General features: G+C 73.1%; 16 protein-coding genes. 9 read left to right on the top strand and 7 right to left on the bottom strand.

From position 1 onward, the window contains the following. Positions 1–22 precede the first annotated feature (22 nt). Entirely contained in the window at positions 23–763 is a 741-nt protein-coding gene (locus AKI01S_RS09480; protein WP_067814040.1) for an AraC family transcriptional regulator, read from the top strand. A 56-nt stretch (positions 764–819) separates the two neighbouring features. Continuing rightward, positions 820–1,065, top strand: coding sequence for a DUF8836 family protein (locus AKI01S_RS09475; protein ID WP_067814037.1), 246 nt, complete (start codon positions 820–822; stop codon positions 1,063–1,065). Between the two features lie 23 nt (positions 1,066–1,088). On the opposite strand, the gene AKI01S_RS09470 is transcribed toward AKI01S_RS09475, so the two are convergent. Next, the gene (locus AKI01S_RS09470) at positions 1,089–2,009 is read right to left on the bottom strand and encodes a Rieske (2Fe-2S) protein (RefSeq protein ID WP_067814035.1); all 921 of its coding nucleotides are present in this window, start codon (positions 2,007–2,009) and stop codon (positions 1,089–1,091) included. A gap of 193 nt (positions 2,010–2,202) precedes the next feature. Here AKI01S_RS09470 and AKI01S_RS09465 point away from each other — a divergent pair, with 193 nt between their 5' ends. Continuing rightward, positions 2,203–2,478: a hypothetical protein gene (locus tag AKI01S_RS09465; RefSeq protein WP_157419742.1), complete on the top strand. Its 276-nt coding sequence runs from the start codon at positions 2,203–2,205 to the stop codon at positions 2,476–2,478. 8 nt (positions 2,479–2,486) lie between these two features. On the opposite strand, the gene AKI01S_RS09460 is transcribed toward AKI01S_RS09465, so the two are convergent. Both AKI01S_RS09460 and AKI01S_RS09455 read right to left on the bottom strand, forming a co-directional pair. Then, positions 2,487–3,161, bottom strand: a complete 675-nt coding sequence (locus AKI01S_RS09460; RefSeq protein WP_067814031.1) for a pyridoxamine 5'-phosphate oxidase family protein — start codon at positions 3,159–3,161, stop codon at positions 2,487–2,489. Between the two features lie 65 nt (positions 3,162–3,226). Continuing rightward, positions 3,227–5,467: a molybdopterin oxidoreductase family protein gene (locus AKI01S_RS09455; RefSeq protein ID WP_067814030.1), complete on the bottom strand. Its 2,241-nt coding sequence runs from the start codon at positions 5,465–5,467 to the stop codon at positions 3,227–3,229. 534 nt (positions 5,468–6,001) lie between these two features. Between AKI01S_RS09455 and AKI01S_RS09450 the strand changes: the two genes are divergently transcribed. The 3 genes from AKI01S_RS09450 (at position 6,002) to AKI01S_RS09440 (ending at position 8,530) form a co-directional block, all read left to right on the top strand. After that, on the top strand, positions 6,002–6,754 hold the full coding sequence (locus AKI01S_RS09450; protein WP_067814028.1) for an SDR family NAD(P)-dependent oxidoreductase: 753 nt from the start codon (positions 6,002–6,004) through the stop codon (positions 6,752–6,754). 84 nt (positions 6,755–6,838) lie between these two features. Beyond that, entirely contained in the window at positions 6,839–7,288 is a 450-nt protein-coding gene (locus AKI01S_RS09445) for an NfeD family protein (RefSeq protein ID WP_067814026.1), read from the top strand. Between the two features lie 225 nt (positions 7,289–7,513). Beyond that, complete coding sequence (locus tag AKI01S_RS09440) at positions 7,514–8,530, top strand: SPFH domain-containing protein (RefSeq protein WP_083999230.1); 1,017 nt, start codon at positions 7,514–7,516, stop codon at positions 8,528–8,530. 4 nt (positions 8,531–8,534) lie between these two features. On the opposite strand, the gene AKI01S_RS09435 is transcribed toward AKI01S_RS09440, so the two are convergent. Then, positions 8,535–9,182: a TetR/AcrR family transcriptional regulator gene (locus AKI01S_RS09435; RefSeq protein WP_067814024.1), complete on the bottom strand. Its 648-nt coding sequence runs from the start codon at positions 9,180–9,182 to the stop codon at positions 8,535–8,537. A gap of 191 nt (positions 9,183–9,373) precedes the next feature. Here AKI01S_RS09435 and AKI01S_RS09430 point away from each other — a divergent pair, with 191 nt between their 5' ends. Further along, positions 9,374–10,516: an MBL fold metallo-hydrolase gene (locus AKI01S_RS09430; RefSeq protein WP_169813933.1), complete on the top strand. Its 1,143-nt coding sequence runs from the start codon at positions 9,374–9,376 to the stop codon at positions 10,514–10,516. A 22-nt stretch (positions 10,517–10,538) separates the two neighbouring features. On the opposite strand, the gene AKI01S_RS09425 is transcribed toward AKI01S_RS09430, so the two are convergent. The 3 genes from AKI01S_RS09425 to AKI01S_RS09415 all read right to left on the bottom strand — a co-directional run bounded on the left by AKI01S_RS09425 (position 10,539) and on the right by AKI01S_RS09415 (position 13,155). Further along, positions 10,539–11,156, bottom strand: coding sequence for a hypothetical protein (locus tag AKI01S_RS09425; RefSeq protein ID WP_067814022.1), 618 nt, complete (start codon positions 11,154–11,156; stop codon positions 10,539–10,541). A gap of 65 nt (positions 11,157–11,221) precedes the next feature. Continuing rightward, on the bottom strand, positions 11,222–12,679 hold the full coding sequence (locus AKI01S_RS09420; protein ID WP_067814020.1) for a catalase: 1,458 nt from the start codon (positions 12,677–12,679) through the stop codon (positions 11,222–11,224). Between the two features lie 35 nt (positions 12,680–12,714). After that, the gene (locus AKI01S_RS09415; protein ID WP_067814019.1) at positions 12,715–13,155 is read right to left on the bottom strand and encodes a Fur family transcriptional regulator; all 441 of its coding nucleotides are present in this window, start codon (positions 13,153–13,155) and stop codon (positions 12,715–12,717) included. 139 nt (positions 13,156–13,294) lie between these two features. Between AKI01S_RS09415 and AKI01S_RS09410 the strand changes: the two genes are divergently transcribed. Together AKI01S_RS09410 and AKI01S_RS09405 are read left to right on the top strand one after the other, a co-directional pair. Then, entirely contained in the window at positions 13,295–14,347 is a 1,053-nt protein-coding gene (locus AKI01S_RS09410) for a CapA family protein (RefSeq protein ID WP_067814016.1), read from the top strand. Between the two features lie 134 nt (positions 14,348–14,481). Continuing rightward, positions 14,482–15,570: a CapA family protein gene (locus tag AKI01S_RS09405; RefSeq protein ID WP_067814014.1), complete on the top strand. Its 1,089-nt coding sequence runs from the start codon at positions 14,482–14,484 to the stop codon at positions 15,568–15,570.

Raw genomic sequence — 15,570 nt, 5'->3', positions numbered from 1 at the left:
GCTTCCGATAATCTGCCAACCGATGACGGTTTCCCGCCACCTGCCGCACGCGCCCACCGGCCTGCGCCTCCTGCCGCCCGGCGGGGAGATCGACGCCCACCACCACGACGACCACCAGATCGTCTACGCGGCGCGCGGCGTGGTCTCGGTGGCCACCGGGGAGGGGCGGTGGATCGCCCCGGCCACGCAGGCGATCTGGATCCCGGCGGGGACCGTGCACGAGCACCGCGCCTACGGCCGCACCGACCTGCGCCTGGTGGGCCTCCCGGTCACCGCCAACCCCCTGGGCCTGGGCGCCCCGGCCGTGCTCGCCGTCGAGCCGCTGCTCCGCGAGCTGATCGTCGAGTACACGCGGGAGCGCGGCACCGAAGCCGAACGCGCCCGCCTGCTGGCCGTGCTGCTGGACCGCCTGCGCCGCTCGCCCCGGCGGCCGGTCCACCTGCCGGCCCCGCGCGACCCGAGGCTCGCCGCCGTCTGCGCCGCGCTGCACGAGAACCCCGCCGACCCCCGCGGCCTCGCGCGGCTGGGGGCGGAGGCCGGGGCGAGCGAGCGCACCCTGTCCCGGCTGTTCCGCGCCGAGCTGCACATGACGTTCCCGCAGTGGCGCACCCAGCTCCGGCTGCACCACGCCCTGATCCTGCTCGCCGAGGACGTCCCGGTCACCGCCGTCGCGCACCGGTGCGGGTGGGCGTCGGCGAGCGCGTTCATCGACGCGTTCCGCCGGGCGTTCGGGGACACACCCGGCCGCGCCAAACACGGTTGAGCAGGTCTTTTACTGGGTATAAGTCGAATATATGTTCGACTGTGGGGGTTGTGCCGATGAAGGGTGACAGGGTCGAGATCATGATCGACGCCGGGGGTGAGGGGACCCGGACGTACCAGGTCGCGGCCACCCGCGCCGGACGCCGGGTCGAGATCGCCAACCGTCGCGGCGTCGTGGAGGTGAGCGAGGTGACCCGCACCGGAACGCCGGTGCGGACCGCCCGCTTCATGTCCAGCAGGGTCCTCGCCCTGGTCGAGTACCCGTCGGCGGACCCGCACTCCGCCGACGAGGACGAGGAGTAGCGCGGGCCGGGAACGGGCCGGACCTAGGGGACGGGACGGACCTGGACCGTTCCGCTCTCCAGGACCCGGGTCTCGAACGAGGGCTGCCGTCCCGTGGCGGGGCCGTGCACCACCGAGCCGTCCGCGACCCGGAACGTGCTGCCGTGCCACGGGCACACCACGCACAGCTCGGCCTCGTCGTCGGTGACGATCCGGCCCTGGTGCAGCGGCCCGGCCAGGTGGCTGCACCGGTCGGCGAGCACGTGGACGTCGTCGCCGCTGCGCAGCACGAACAGGCTGATGTAGCCGAGCCGCCGGTGGACCGGCCAGCCGTCGGGCAGCTCGTCGAACTGGCACAGGTCGTGCCAGCCGAGCGGCACCAGGTGCGCCACCTGGTCGGCGTGGCTGGCCCCGGCCGCCTGCCGGAACGCCAGGTGCCCGCCCAGGTAGCCGCCGGTCAGCAGCGCCGACAGGCCCGCGAACCCCAGTCCGCGCCCGAGGCCGTCGCGGCCGCGCAGCCGCGCCACCAGCGACGCCCCGTACAGCAGGGTCGCGCTCACGGTGCCCATCGCGTGCACCAGGCCGACGCGCTGCTGCTCGCGGTGGAGCGCCGACCAGTCCGCCAGCCCCGTCAGCGCCGTCGGAACGGCCCCGGCGAGCCCGACGCCGATCAGCACCTGCGACGCGCGCCGCGTGCCGGGCAGCAGGTCGAGCACGGCCGCCGACATCCAGGCGCCCATCGGCAGGTCGGTCAGCGGCGGATGCGCGGGATGCCCGGTCGGCACGCCGTGCAGCGCGTCCTTGACCGGCCCCTTGGGCAGTGCGGCCCGGACGGCCCCGCTGATCGCGCGGGTCGCGCGGTCCAGCCCGTCGGCGTGCTCCAGCCCCTCGACCAGGTCGACCAGGCGCGACCCGGCCTGCGGCCGCCCGTTCCGCCGGAAGATCTTGCTCGCCCGTCGGTTCATGTCCCTCCTCAGGTGCGTGCCTCCGGTGCCCATGGACACTGCCGGTCGTTGCCTGACACCGTCTGCGACCCTAGTCCCCGCGATCAACCGACGGCCACCCGCGTGCGGAGTCCTACCGAACGGTAAGGCACCGTAAACCCGAAGGTTCCGACCAGCGGACGACGCCTTCTCCGGAGCCGCCCCGTCGCTTACAGTGAGGACGACCGTACGCGAGCAGGACGAGCCGAGGCTCATGGACGTTCCACCGCCGACCCGCGACCACCTGATCTCCGAGATCCAGGCACGATTCCCCGGCTGGGGCGTCTGGCACAGCGACGCCCACCGCTGGTGGGCGTTCCGCACCGCCTTCGCCCCGCTCACCATCGGCCAGCTTCGCGCGGGCTGCCGCCTGATCGTGCAGGCCGACACCCACACCGAGCTGTGCGCGGCGATCCTCGCCGAGATCGAGTACGCCCGCCGCGCGGCCTGACCGCACGGTCATCCCACCGGGGCCCCGGCGCGCGCGGAGACGTGCGGCGGGGCGGCGGCGTTCCCGGGCGGGGGGCCGGTGACGGGCTCGCCGAACGTCGTGACCAGCGGCAGCACCCCGGCCCAGCGGCCCGAGCCGCCGTTGGGGCCGTCGCCGTCGTCGGGCGGGCCCGACCGGAGCTTCACCGACGCCTCCGCCAGGGAGAGCGCCAGCAGCGACGTGGCGGCCGGCTCCCTGCGGTTCGGCCGTCGCGCGTAGTCCCACTGCCCCGGCGCACACTGCTCGGTCAGCAGCCGCAGCCCCGCCGGTTTCTCCCCGGGGTCGGTGACGGGCCGGGGCGTTCCGTAGATCATCGCGCTGCGGTGGTTGACGCCGTGCTCGAACGCCGACCGGTCGAGGACCAGGCCGTCCAGGTGCGTGACGGTGACGCGGACCTCCGCGTCGGACGCGGCGAGCAGGCTGCGGCCGGCCACCGACCCGTGCAGGTACAGGTGCCGCCCGTCGCTCCCGTAGACGGTCGGGACGACCATCGGGCATCCGTCCACGACCACGCCGAGACGGCAGATGAACCCCGCCGCCAGGATCGCGTCGAGTTCGGCCCGCTCGGGGCCGCCCTGCTCGCGCAGCCGCCGGTGCCGACTCCGCTCGGTGGCCGGGAGCCGGGACGGCAGGCTGTCGTTCACGTCGGGCCTCCCACTGTTAACAGCAGTGTGGCCCGTGTGAAACTACCGATTCAGTTGTTGAATTGCTAGATTGATACCGAATCCATTGCCGAGAGGGTGACGGGGACGCCGTTGAAGACCGCGTTGCCCGACAGCGGGTCGACGCGCTGCTCGTCGGTGACGAGGTTGACGTTCACCCCGGCGTGCGCGTCGGCCACCCGCGTGCGCGTGCCGGGACGGCCGTGGCCCCAGCCGTGCGGGATGCTGACGACGCCGGGCATGATCGCGTCGGTGGGTTCGGCGACGGCCGTCAGGGCGCCCGCCCGCGACGCGACCCGCACCGGGTCGCCCGCGCCGACGCCCAGCCGCTCGGCGTCGGCGGGGTGGAGCTGGAGGGTGCAGGTGTTGGAGCCGCGCACCAGCTCGGGCACGTTGTGCAGCCAGCTGTTGTTGGACCGCAGATGGCGGCGGCCGATCAGCACGAAGCCGTCCGGGGCGGACGCGTCCAGCCCGGCGCGCAGCCGCTCCACGTCCCGCGCGAACGCCGGCGGGCACAGCTCGATCCGCCCGGAGGCCGTGCACAGCACCTCGTCGAGCCTGGGCTTGAGCGGGCCGAGATCGATGCCGTGCGGGTGCCCGTCGCGCAGCCGGGCCAGGGTGAGCCCGTCCGGGTCGGCCCCGAATCCGTCGCCGTAGGGGCCGAGGCGGATCATCATGTCGAGCCGCCGCTCCGTCGGGGTGGAGCCCTCGACGAGCCCGTGGAGCTCGTCCGGGTCGCGCCCGGCCACCGGCGACCCCTCCATCGCGACGGCCTTCTTCAGGGTGCCCGCGATGAGCATCTCGTCCAGCGCCGCCGGGTCGGCGTCCAGCCCGGAGGCGATCACCGCGAGCCGCGCCAGGATCTCCGCCTCGCTCGGCCGCCCCTCCGGCAGCGGCACGACCGGCGGCGAGTACCGCGCGTAGTCGCGCACCGCGAACCCGAGCAGCGCGACGTCGTAGTGCGGGGTCTGCGCGGGCCGGGGCGGCGGCAGGACCACGTCGGCGTGCCGGGTGGTCTCGTTCAGGTAGGGGTCCACGCTGACCATGAACTCCAGCCCCGCGAGCGCGGCGTCGAGCCGCCCGCCGTTCGGGGCCGACAGCACGGGGTTGCCGCCGATCGTGACCAGCGCCCGGATCCGCCCGTCGCCGGGCGTCTCGATCTCGTCGGCGAGGGTGGCGACGGGGAACTCGCCGTTGACCTCGGGCAGCCCGCGCACGCGGCTGTGCCAGCGTCCGGTCGTGAACGGGCGACGCCTGCGGTAGACCGGCACGTGCGCGGCGCGGGGGAACATCGCGCCGCCCGCGCGGTCCAGGTTGCCGGTGAGGACGTTCAGGACGTCGACCAGCCAGTTGCTGAGGGTGCCGAACTCCTGGGTGCAGGTGCCGATGCGGCCGTAGACGGCGGCGCGTCCGGCGGCGGCCAGCTCGCGGGCCGTGCGGCGGATGACCGGGGCGTCGATCCCGGTGACGGCCGCGACGCGTTCGGGGGTGAGGTCCGCGGCCAGGGAACGCACCTCGTCCAGGCCGTTGGTCCGCTCGGCCAGCTCCCGCGGGACGGCGGTCAGCCCCTCCTCGAACAGCACGTTCACCAGCGCGAACAGCAGGTACGCGTCGGTGCCCGGCCGGATGAAGACATGCTCGTCGGCCAGCTCCGCGGTGCGCGTCCGCCGCGGGTCGACCACCACGACCTTCCCGCCGCGCGCCCGGATCGCCTTGAGCCGCCCGGGGAAGTCGGGGGCGGAGGCGAGGCTGCCGTTGGACTCCAGCGGGTTGGCGCCGAGCATCAGCAGGTGGTCGGTGCGGTCCAGGTCGGGCACCGGGACGGCCAGCGGGTCGCCGAACAGGTGGCCGCTGCTGACGTGCTTGGGCATCTGGTCGGCGGTGCTGGCGGTGTAGACGTTCCGCGTGCCGAGCGCCTTGATGATCGCCCCGCCGTAGAGCGGACCGGCGACCGAGTGGGCGGTCGGGTTGCCGATGTAAACGGCGACGGCGTCCTCGCCGTACCGCTCCCGGACCTTCCCGAGCTCCCGGCGCACGGTCGCGAACGCGGTCTCCCAGTCGGTCCCGGCATGCCGGTCGCCGTCGCGCAGCAGCGGTCCGGCGAGCCGGTCGGGGTCCCCGTCGAGCCGGCCGAGCGTGGCCCCCTTGGGGCAGACGAACCCCTTGCTGAACGGGTCCCGCCGGTCCCCGCGCACCCCGGTGATCGCCCCGCCGTCGTCCAGGGTCAGTTCGAGCCCGCACAGCGCCTCGCAGAGCGGACAGGTGCGATAGGCGGTACGACTCCCCATCGGAACGCTCCTCAGGTCGGGATCGCCCCATCATGACGTGATCGTCCCCACGGCGCCATGACCCCACCCGTTATCGCGCCTCCGACCCGCCGGATCCTGGCGCCCGATCGCCGGGCCTTCCTCACCGTTCACAAGGTCGCTCGCAGCCTCCCGGTCGTGACGCTCTCCGGCCCAGACCGGGCGGCGCCATGACGCCGCTGATTGCCGCGCCTCCGCGCGACCGGCCCTGATGCTGGGGCGCCGGGTCTTCCCTCGTCGTTCACGAGGTGGCTCGCAGCCTCCCGGTCGTGACGCTCTCCGGCCCGGACCGGGCGGCTCAATGACCCTGCTCACTGCCGCGCCTCCGCGCGGCCGGCCCTGGCGCTGAGGTGCCGGGTCTTCCCTCGTCGCTTTCGGGATCGTTCGCCAGCTCCCGATCTTCACGCTCCTCGGTCCAGAGCAGGCGGCGCCATGGCCGGGGAGGTTGTGTAGCGATCGATAAAAAATGCTGCTACGGTCTCTTTTTGTAGCGATCGCTAAAGAAAGGGGCATGTCATGGGAGACCTGACGGGGAAGACGGCGCTGGTGACGGGGGCGAGCCGGGGCATCGGGCGGGCGGTGGCCGAACGCCTCGCCGCCGACGGCGCGCTGGTCGCGGTGAACTACGCCCGCGACGAGACGGCCGCGAAGGAGACGGTCGCGGCGATCGAGGCGGCGGGCGGGCGGGCCTTCGCCGTCCGCGCCGAACTGGGCGCCGACGGCGCGATCGACGACCTCCTCGCCGGCCTCGACGCCCACGGCGTCACCACCCTGGACGTCCTCGTCAACAACGCGGGCATCGGCGCGCCCGCCCCGATCGAGGACGTGACCCCCGACCTGTACGACCGGGTGTTCGCCGTCAACACGCGCGCGCTGTTCTTCCTCACCCGGAGCCTGCTGCCGCGCATCCCCGACCACGGGCGGATCGTCAACATTACCACCGGCGCGACGCGCATCGCCTTCCCCGAGGGCATCGCCTACGCGATGAGCAAGGGCGCGGTGGACACGTTCACCCTGGCGCTGGCCAAGCATCTCGGCCCGCGCGGCATCACCGTCAACAACGTCGCCCCCGGCATCGTGGACACCGACGTGAACGCCGACTGGCTGCGCGGGAACGCCGAGGCCGAGGCGTACGCCGCGAGCCGTGCCGCGCTGGGACGGGTGGGACGCCCCGACGACATCGCCGCCGCCGTCGCGTTCCTCGCCTCCGGCGACGGCCGCTGGGTCACCGGGACCACGGTCGACGCGACCGGCGGATCGGAGCTCTGAACACCGCCGGATCACGGGCATGGCCGGACGGCCCATGCGGGGTTACCTTGGGAAAAAGGACTCCGGCCGCCTCTGGGGGACGCGATGGAGGCGTGGGTCGTCTGGCTGTTCGTGGCCGCGCTGCTCGGCGTGGCCGAGCTGCTCACCCTGACGCTGGTGCTCGGCCTGCTGGCCGTCGCCGCGCTGCTGGCCGGGCTGACCGGGGCCGTGGGGCTGCCACTGGCGGTGCAGGCCGCCGTGTTCGCCATCGGATCGGTCGCGGGCCTGGCCGTGGTCCGCCCCGTCGCCCGCCGCCACATCGCCCAGCCGCCCCTCCTGCGCTCGGGCGCGGACGCGCTGGTCGGCCGCGAGGCGGTCACCCTCACCCAGGTCACCCGCGACGGAGGCCGGGCCCGCATCGGCGGCGAGGAGTGGACCGTCCGCCCCTACGACCCGGACGCCGTCATCCCCGCCGGAACCGTCACCGACGTACTGGCCATCGAGGGCGCCACCGCCCTGCTGTACGCGGCACCCCAACATCGGGAGGCGCCATGACGTCCTCATCGCCGCGCCCCCGGCACGCCGGGTCCCCCCTCGCCGCTCGCAAGCTCCCGATCCTCACGCTCCTCAGTCCAGACCAGGCGGCGCCATGACCCTGCTCATTGCCGCGCCTCCGCGCGGCCGGTCCTGGCGCTTGGACGCCAGGTCCTCCCTCGTCGCTTACAAGATCGCTCGCAAGCTCCCGATCTTCACGCTCCTCAGTCCAGACCAGGCGGCGCCATGACCGAACTCGCCCTCGCCCTGTTGATCGCACTGCTCGCCGGGCTCGCGGTCCTCGTGACCGCCGTGGCCCGCACCGTGTGGATCATCCCGCAGGCCCGCGCCCGCAACGTCGAGCGCCTCGGCCGCTACCACCGCACGCTCCAGCCCGGCATCAGCTTCGTGGTGCCGTTCGTGGACCGCGTGAAACCGCTGATCGACCTGCGCGAGCAGGTGGTGTCGTTCAAGGCGCAGCCGGTGATCACCGAGGACAACGTCGTCGTCCATATCGACACCGTGCTGTTCTTCCAGGTCACCGACCCGCGCGCCGCCGACTACGAGATCGTCGACTACATCAAGGCGATCGAGCAGCTCACCGCCACCACCCTGCGCAACGTGATCGGCACCCTGGACCTGGAGGCCACCCTCACCTCCCGCGACCGCATCAACACCGCGCTGCGCGGCGTCCTCGACGACGCCTCCGGCAAGTGGGGCATTCGCGTCACCCGCGTGGAGATCAAGGCGATCGAGCCGCCGCCGTCCATCAAGGACGCGATGGAGAAGCAGATGCGCGCCGAACGCGAGAAGCGCGCCGCGATCCTGCGCGCCGAAGGCGACCGGCAGTCGGCGATCCTCACCGCCGAGGGCGAGAAGCAGGCGGCGATCCTGCGCGCCGAGGGCGCCCGCCAGGCCACGATCCTGGAGGCCCAGGGCCAGGCCACCGCGATCGACCAGGTCTTCACCGCCGTCCACGAGGCCGACCCCGATCCCAAGCTCCTCGCCTACCAGTACCTCCAGACCCTCCCGAAGCTGGCGCAGGGCGAGGGGAACACGTTCTGGGTGATCCCGAGCGAGGTGACCTCGGCCCTGGAGTCGGTGACGAAGGCGTTCACGCGGGGCCTGGAGAAGACCGCCGCGGTCCCGCGCCCCCGCCCCGGGTCGGCCGAGGCCGGGGAACGGGAGACCCCGCCCTACGAACTGGCCCCCGGGCAGCAGTGGCCCGCCGCCCTGGAGCAGGCCCGCACCCGCGCCGAGTGACGCCTCACGCCCCCGGAAGGGGGCGGTGGGCGATCTCGCGGGCGGACGCGTGGCTCAGGCCGAACATCCGCAGGACGTGTTCCGCGAGCTCGTCGCAGGCGGCCTCGTCGATCAGGTCGGGCCGCACCAGCCACAGGTGCAGCAGCCCCAGCAGCGAACCGGCCGCGCCCGCCAGGGCGACGTGGGGGTTGTCGATCCGGAAGCGCCCGGCGTCGACGGCGCGGCGGATGTCGCGCAGCGCGCGCGGCGCGAGGCCCTGGTCGGAGTCCAGGTAGGACAGCCCCAGGCGGGCGAGGACGCGGGCCACCTGCGGGTGGGTGTGGACGAGCCGCCCGGTCAGCCGCCATGACGCGGCGAACACCTCGGCGGGGTCGTCGAGGTCGGCGGTGAGCTCGTCCAGCAGCCGGCCGTGCTCCTCCAGCACGTCGGCGACCGCGGCCTGGAACAGCTCGTCCTTGCCGCCGAAGTGGTTGTAGAAGGAGCCGAAGCCGACGTCGGCGGCGTCGGTGATCTGCTGGATGCTGACCTCGGCCGTGCCGCGTTCGGCGAGGACGGCGCGGGCGGCGTCGATCAGGGCCTGCCGGGTGCGCGCCTTGCGGCGGTCCGTCCGGGAGGGCCGCCCGGCGGACGGTTCGGGGTCGGTCGAGGTCATGGCCGGATCCTAGGCGACCTCGGCGCTGACGCCCCCCTCACCTCCGGAGCCGGGACGGGTACCGATCGCCCGATGGTTGTAGCGAATCATCAAAACTGATGATCTAATCAGTTCTGATGGCGCGCGAGATCGCTCGCGCGGTCGTGTCCCTCCGTTCCGACACCCGCCGCCCCGACTCCGAAGGGCCGTCCATGAACCAGAACCCCGCCGAACCCCCGCGGAACGCCGATCCCAAGCCCCGCCTCGGGCGCCGGCGGCTGCTGCGCACCGCCATGGGCGCGGCCGTCGCGGCGCCGCTCGTCGGCATGGCCGCGTCCTCCCGGGCCGCCGAGGACCTCGTTCCCGCCGGAACGCCCCTGATCGGCCGGAACCGCGCCGAGCTGGTCCTGATCGGCACCGCCGCCGGGCCGGTGCCGATGGCCGGGCGCGCCGGGATCTCCTCGGCGCTCGTCGTCAACGGGCGCGTCTACGTGGTCGATCTGGGGCACGGGGCGTTCGACGGGTTCGAGCGCGCCGGGTTGCGGATCGCCGACCTGGACGCCGTCTTCATCACCCACCTGCACTCGGACCACATCGCCGACCTGTACACGCTGCCGTTCCTGCGGTTCGGCGGGATCAAGCCGATGACCCACCCGCTCCACATCTACGGCCCCGGCCGCGCCGGGGCCCTGCCGCGGACGGACCGGCCGCGCCCGGTGGTCAACCCGGCGAACCCCACCCCGGGCCTGACCGACCTGGTCAACGCGCAGATGGCCGGCACCGCCTACGACCTCAACCTGCGCATGCGCGACGAGGGCTGGCCCGACATCCGCGGCCTGGTCCGCACCCACGACATCGCCGTGCCGCCGGTCGGGGCGGGCCCCCACGGGCCGATGGCCCCGCCGATGCGGCCGTTCCCCGTGATGTCGGACGACAACGTGAAGGTCAGCGCGATCCTCGTCGAGCACCCGCCGGTGTTCCCGTCGTTCGCGTTCCGCTTCGACACCGAGCACGGGTCGGTGGTGTTCAGCGGCGACACCACCATCACCCCGAACGTCGTGACGCTGGCGCGGGGCGCCGACGTCCTGGTCCACGAGGTCATCGCGATGCGCCTGGTCCGGATCGCCGGGAACCTGAGCCCCGACCAGGTCAGGCACCACGAGAACAGCCACTCCGACGTCGCCCGGGTGGGCCGGGAGGTCGCGCAGGAGGCCGGGGTCGAGCGGCTCGTGCTGAGCCATCTGGCCCCGGGCGACCGGCGGATGGTCCCCGACGCCGTCTGGAAGGTCCAGGCGGGCCGGGGCTACGACGGCCGCGTGATCGTCGGCGACGACGGCATGCGCGTCCCGCTGTGACCGGCCCCCGTTCCGTGGCGGGTCAGCCGCGGAACGGCGGGGCGGCCTTGAAGTCGGGGGGGATCTCGATGGTCGGGGCCACCGCGTGCATGATGCGGCGGGCCCGGGACAGCGGATGGTCCGGGAAGTGGGGGTCCCAGCCCGGCTCCTCCGACCAGTTGCGGGGGAGACCGCCCTGGATCGTCGGGTCGTAGGGGTGCCGCGCCCACATCCGCATGACCTCGTCCAGCGGGCGGCCCTGGCCGTGCTCGGCCATGAAGCGGTTCATGACCACGCTGTCGCGCATGCCGGTGACCCCGCGTTCCATGCACTGCACCTTCAGCACGAGGCTGCGGTCGGCGCGGGGGACCGTGAACGAACCCAGGTAGACCACGCCCGTCGGCTGGTCCGGGATCCGCATCTTGACGATCTGCGCGACGGCCGCCAGCCCGTCCAGCCCGATCACGTCGAGCTCGACCAGGCCGCCGCCGGACGCCGCGACGTGCGCGGCGGTGGCGCGGCGCAGCCGGTCCTGGTCCTCCAGCGGGGCGGGCAGGTCCGGCGGAAGGTCGAACCCGTACAGGCCGAGGCCGTCCCCGTCGTCGTTGTGGAACGTGCCGGGCGCCACCTCGCGCCAGCCCGCCGTGTCGAATCGCAACATGACGCCGCACCGTAGCGACCGAACGGGGCGCCCCGCCAGATGCGGAACGCCCCGTTCGGACAGGTTCAGGCGTCGTTGACGTTCAGGCCCTGGGCGACCCGGTCGCCGAGGTCCTTGTGGATGTTGCGCCAGTACTCGACGACGCGCTTCTTCATGTCGTCGGTCACCTCGGGGGCGCTCGCGTGGCCGACGACGTTGTCGACCAGGTGGGCGCGGTCGGTGTCGGACAGGACCCGCTCCCACAGCGCGCGCGGCTGGGAGAAGTCGTCGTCCTCGCGGTGCGGGTGGTAGGCGCTGCGGACGATCTCGCCCGCGAGCTCGTACTCCTCGCCCCTCCACACGTCCGGGCCGGCCGCGACCGGGCCGCCGACCGTGTTCGGCGCGTACACCGGGCCGGCCGGGTTCCGGTAGGTCATCGGGCCGTCGAAGTTGTAGGAGTGGACCGGCGCCTTCGGCTGGTTGACCGGGAGCTGGAGGTAGTTCGGGCCGATCCGGTAGCGGTGGGCGTCGGGGTAGGAGAACAGCCGGCCCTGGAGCATCTTGTCGGGGGAGGGGCCGATGCCCGGCACGAAGCTGGACGGCTCGAACGACGCCTGCTCGATCTCGGCGAAGTAGTTCTCCGGGTTGCGGTTGAGGGTCCACTTCCCGATCGTGATCTCGGGGTAGTCGGCGTGCGGCCACACCTTGGTCAGGTCGAACGGGTTGAACCGGTAGTCCGCGGCCTCCTCGAACGGCATGATCTGCACGTTCACGGTCCAGGACGGATTCTCGCCGCGCCGGATGGCCTCGTACAGGTCGCGGATGTGCAGGTCCGGGTCGGCGACCTGGGCCGCCGCGGCCTCGGCGGCGGTGAAGTTGCGGATGCCCTGGTCGGTCTTGAAGTGGTACTTCACCCAGAACTTCTCGCCGGCGGCGTTGTACCAGAGGAACGTGTGCGAGCCGAAGCCGTGCATGTGCCGCCACGAGGCGGGGGTGCCGCGGTCGGTCATCAGGAACGTCACCTGGTGCGCCGACTCCGGCGACAGGGTCCAGAAGTCCCACTGCATGTTGTGGTCGCGCAGGTGGTTGTCGGGGCGGCGCTTCTGGGAGTGGATGAAGTCGGAGAACTTCTGCGGGTCCCGGATGAAGAAGATCGGCGTGTTGTTGCCGACGATGTCGTAGTTGCCGTCCTCGGTGTAGAACTTCACCGCGAACCCGCGGGGATCGCGCGCGGTGTCGGCGCTGCCGAGCTCGCCCGCGACGGTGGAGAAGCGCACCAGCGACTCGGTGCGCGCGCCCTTCTGGAACAGCTTGGCCTTGGTGAACTGGCTGACGTCCTCGGTGATCTCCAGGACGCCGTAGGCGCCGCCGCCCTTGGCGTGCACGACCCGTTCGGGCACGCGCTCGCGGTTGAAGTGCGCCATCTTCTGGATGAGGTAGTGGTCCTGGAGCAGCAGCGGGCCGTTGGGGCCCACCGACTGCGAGTGCTCCAGGCTGGGGGCCGGGCTGCCGGCGTCGGTGGTGGCGGTGGGGCGTTCGGACATGGTCGCGGTTTCTCCTCTGGTGGGCGGGGACCGGGTCAACCGGATGCGGACGTGTCCGCGCGGCACGCGGGGCACAGGCCCCAGAAGGTGACGTCGGCCTCGTCGACCCGGAACCCGGCGTCGTCGGCGGGGTCCAGGCAGGGGGCCCGGCCCCGGACGCAGTCGACGTCCTCGATCGCTCCGCACCGGCGGCACACCAGGTGGTGGTGGTTGTCGCCGACGCGGCCCTCGAACCGGGCGGGGCCGCCCGCGGGCTCGACGCGGCGGACCAGCCCGGCGGCGGTCAGCGCGTGCAGGGCCTCGTAGACGGCCTGCGTCGAGACGTGGCCGACGCGTCCGCGCGTTCCCTCGGTGATCGCCTCGACGCCGAGGTGGTCTCCGGCGCGGACGGTCTCCAGGATCGCGACCCGGGCCGCCGTCACCCGCAGGCCGGCCCCGCGCAGGGCGTCGGCGGGGGCGGTCGGGTCCGGGGTCATGGGACCACCGTATCCCGCTAAACCTGAATGATTCAAGTTAGCGAGTGGCTCAAGTATGAGAGGAGGGTCACGGCGGCCCCGAACCTCCTTCCGTCCGCCGGCATCCAAGCGGTCGGGACGTACAAACCAGGAGGTAGCGGTGGGGTTCGGACGGCACACGGGGCGGTTCACCGCACTGGGAGCGGGGGTGGCGCTGGTCGCGGCCTCACTGGTCGGCTGCGGCGAGGGCGTCGGCCCGAAGGCGGAGGGGAAGCCGTTCACGGTCGCGTTCGGCGGGGACGTCCACTTCGCCGGTTCCCTCGCCAACCGCCTGGCGACCTCGCCCGACACGGCCCTCGGCCCGATCGCCGAGCACCTGAAGCCCGCCGACCTGGCGATGGTGAACCTGGAGACGGCGGTCACCGACGGCGGCACGCCCGCACCGAAGCAGTACGTCTTCCGCGCGCCGTCCGCCGCGTTCCGTGCGCTGCGGTCGGCCGGGGTGGACGTCGCCACCATGGCCAACAACCACGGCATGGACTACGGCGAGACCGGCCTGCGCGACTCCCTCGACGCAGCGCGGCGGTCCGGCTTCCCCGTGGTGGGCATCGGCGGCAACGCGGCCGAGGCGTACCGGCCGCACGTCGTCACCGTGAAGGGCAACAAGGTCGCGATCATCGGCGCGACCCAGGTCCTCGACGACCACCTGATCACCCAGTGGACCGCCACCGACGCCAAGGCCGGGCTCGCCTCCGCCAAGGACGCCCCGCGGCTGGTCCAGGAGGTGCGCGCCGCCCGGAAGAAGGCCGATTTCGTGATCGTCAACCTGCACTGGGGGCAGGAGCTCAACCAGTGCCCCACCCCCGTGCAGCGCCAGCTCGCCGCGCAGCTCGCCGACGCCGGGGCCGACGCGGTCGTCGGCAGCCACGCCCACGTGCTCCAGGCGGGCGGCTGGCTCAAGGGCCGGTACGTCCACTACGGCCTGGGCAACTTCGTCTTCTACAACTCCGGCCCGCGCACCGGCCGCACCGGGGTGCTGACGCTGACGTTCGACCCGAAGGGCAAGCCCTCGCGGGTCAGCCGGGCCGACTGGACGCCCGCCCACATCAACGGCGGCGTCCCGCAGCCGCTTTCGGCTGCGGAGGCCCGGCAGGCGCGGGCACAATGGGAGGGTTTGCGGAGCTGCGCCGACGTCGCGGCCGCTCCGGCGTGACCGGCCGTTCCCCGGACGGCACGGCCAGGCGGTTCCCAAGGAACACCCCGCTCCGGGCCGATCGACGGCGGTTCCGGACGAGACCGTCGGCGACGCGTGCCATGCTGTCGCCGAGCCGATCAAGGAGGGGCGTCATGCACCGGAACGTGATCGCCGCGACGGCCCTGGCCGGGGTGTTCGCTCTGGCCGCCACGGCCTGCGACGGCACCGAGGACCCCGCGGACAAGGGAACGCCGCAGGCGACGTCGTCCCAGCGGCCCGCCGACCAGCCGAAGGCCGCCGCGCAGCCGAAACAGCCGTTCACGATCGCGTTCGGCGGCGACACCCACTTCGAGGGCCAGCTGCGGGCGCGGCTGGCCAGCCCGGCGACCGCGCTCGGCCCGATCGCCCGGACCCTGAAGTCCGCCGACCTGGCGATGGTGAACCTGGAGACGGCGATCACGACCGGCGGCACGCCCGCGCCCGGCAAGGAGTTCACGTTCCGCGCCCCGGCGTCGGCGTTCACCGCGCTCAAGGCCGGCGGGGTGGACATCACCTCCATGGCCAACAACCACGGCATGGACTTCATGGACTCCGGCCTGCGCGACTCGCTGAAGGCCATCAGGAGGACCGGCTTCCCGACCGTGGGCATCGGCCGGAACGCCGACGAGGCGTACCGCGCGCACCGCTTCACCGTGAAGGGCAACAAGGTCGCGGTCGTCGGCGCGACCCAGGTCCTGGACGACCACCTGATCTCGGCGTGGACCGCGACCGACACCAAGGGCGGCCTGGCCTCGGCCAAGGACGTCCCCCGGATGGTGCGGGCGGTCCGCGAGGCCCGCAAGGACTCCGACGTGGTGATCGTGCACCTGCACTGGGGCCAGGAGATGAGCCCCTGCCCCCTGCCGCGCCAGAAGGACCTGGCCCGCCGGCTGACCGAGGCGGGCGCGGACGTCGTCGTCGGCGGCCACGCCCACATCCCGCTGGGCGGCGGCTACCTCGGCGACAAGTACGTCCACTACGGCCTGGGCAACTTCGTCTTCTACTCCGCCAACGGCGCGACGGCGAACTCCGGCGTCCTCGTCCTGAAGATCGACAACGGGAAGGTCGTCGCCGACCGCTGGAAGCCCGCCCGCATCTCCGGCGGCCTGCCGCGCCTGCTGACCGGCGCGGCGGCGGCGGCCGAGAGCAGGCGCTGGCACTCGCTCCGCCGCTGCACGGGCCTGACCGCCCGGCCCGCCTGA

Source organism: Actinomadura kijaniata NBRC 14229 (assembly GCF_001552175.1).
In the GTDB taxonomy this organism is placed as follows: Bacteria; Actinomycetota; Actinomycetes; order Streptosporangiales; family Streptosporangiaceae; genus Spirillospora; species Spirillospora kijaniata.
Note: the sequence above shows the minus strand (reverse complement) of the source record. Positions and strands in the feature narration are given on the sequence as shown.

Bases quoted from the DNA above. Each gene is read 5' to 3' on its own strand.
- AKI01S_RS09480 (WP_067814040.1), top strand. From the start codon at position 23: ATGACGGTTTCCCGCCACCTGCCGCACGCGCCCACCGGCCTGCGCCTC.
- AKI01S_RS09475 (WP_067814037.1), top strand. From the start codon at position 820: ATGAAGGGTGACAGGGTCGAGATCATGATCGACGCCGGGGGTGAGGGG.
- AKI01S_RS09470 (WP_067814035.1), bottom strand. From the start codon at position 2,009: ATGAACCGACGGGCGAGCAAGATCTTCCGGCGGAACGGGCGGCCGCAG.
- AKI01S_RS09455 (WP_067814030.1), bottom strand. From the start codon at position 5,467: ATGGGGAGTCGTACCGCCTATCGCACCTGTCCGCTCTGCGAGGCGCTG.
- AKI01S_RS09450 (WP_067814028.1), top strand. From the start codon at position 6,002: ATGGGAGACCTGACGGGGAAGACGGCGCTGGTGACGGGGGCGAGCCGG.
- AKI01S_RS09445 (WP_067814026.1), top strand. From the start codon at position 6,839: ATGGAGGCGTGGGTCGTCTGGCTGTTCGTGGCCGCGCTGCTCGGCGTG.
- AKI01S_RS09440 (WP_083999230.1), top strand. From the start codon at position 7,514: ATGACCGAACTCGCCCTCGCCCTGTTGATCGCACTGCTCGCCGGGCTC.
- AKI01S_RS09435 (WP_067814024.1), bottom strand. From the start codon at position 9,182: ATGACCTCGACCGACCCCGAACCGTCCGCCGGGCGGCCCTCCCGGACG.
- AKI01S_RS09430 (WP_169813933.1), top strand. From the start codon at position 9,374: ATGAACCAGAACCCCGCCGAACCCCCGCGGAACGCCGATCCCAAGCCC.
- AKI01S_RS09425 (WP_067814022.1), bottom strand. From the start codon at position 11,156: ATGTTGCGATTCGACACGGCGGGCTGGCGCGAGGTGGCGCCCGGCACG.
- AKI01S_RS09420 (WP_067814020.1), bottom strand. From the start codon at position 12,679: ATGTCCGAACGCCCCACCGCCACCACCGACGCCGGCAGCCCGGCCCCC.
- AKI01S_RS09415 (WP_067814019.1), bottom strand. From the start codon at position 13,155: ATGACCCCGGACCCGACCGCCCCCGCCGACGCCCTGCGCGGGGCCGGC.
- AKI01S_RS09405 (WP_067814014.1), top strand. From the start codon at position 14,482: ATGCACCGGAACGTGATCGCCGCGACGGCCCTGGCCGGGGTGTTCGCT.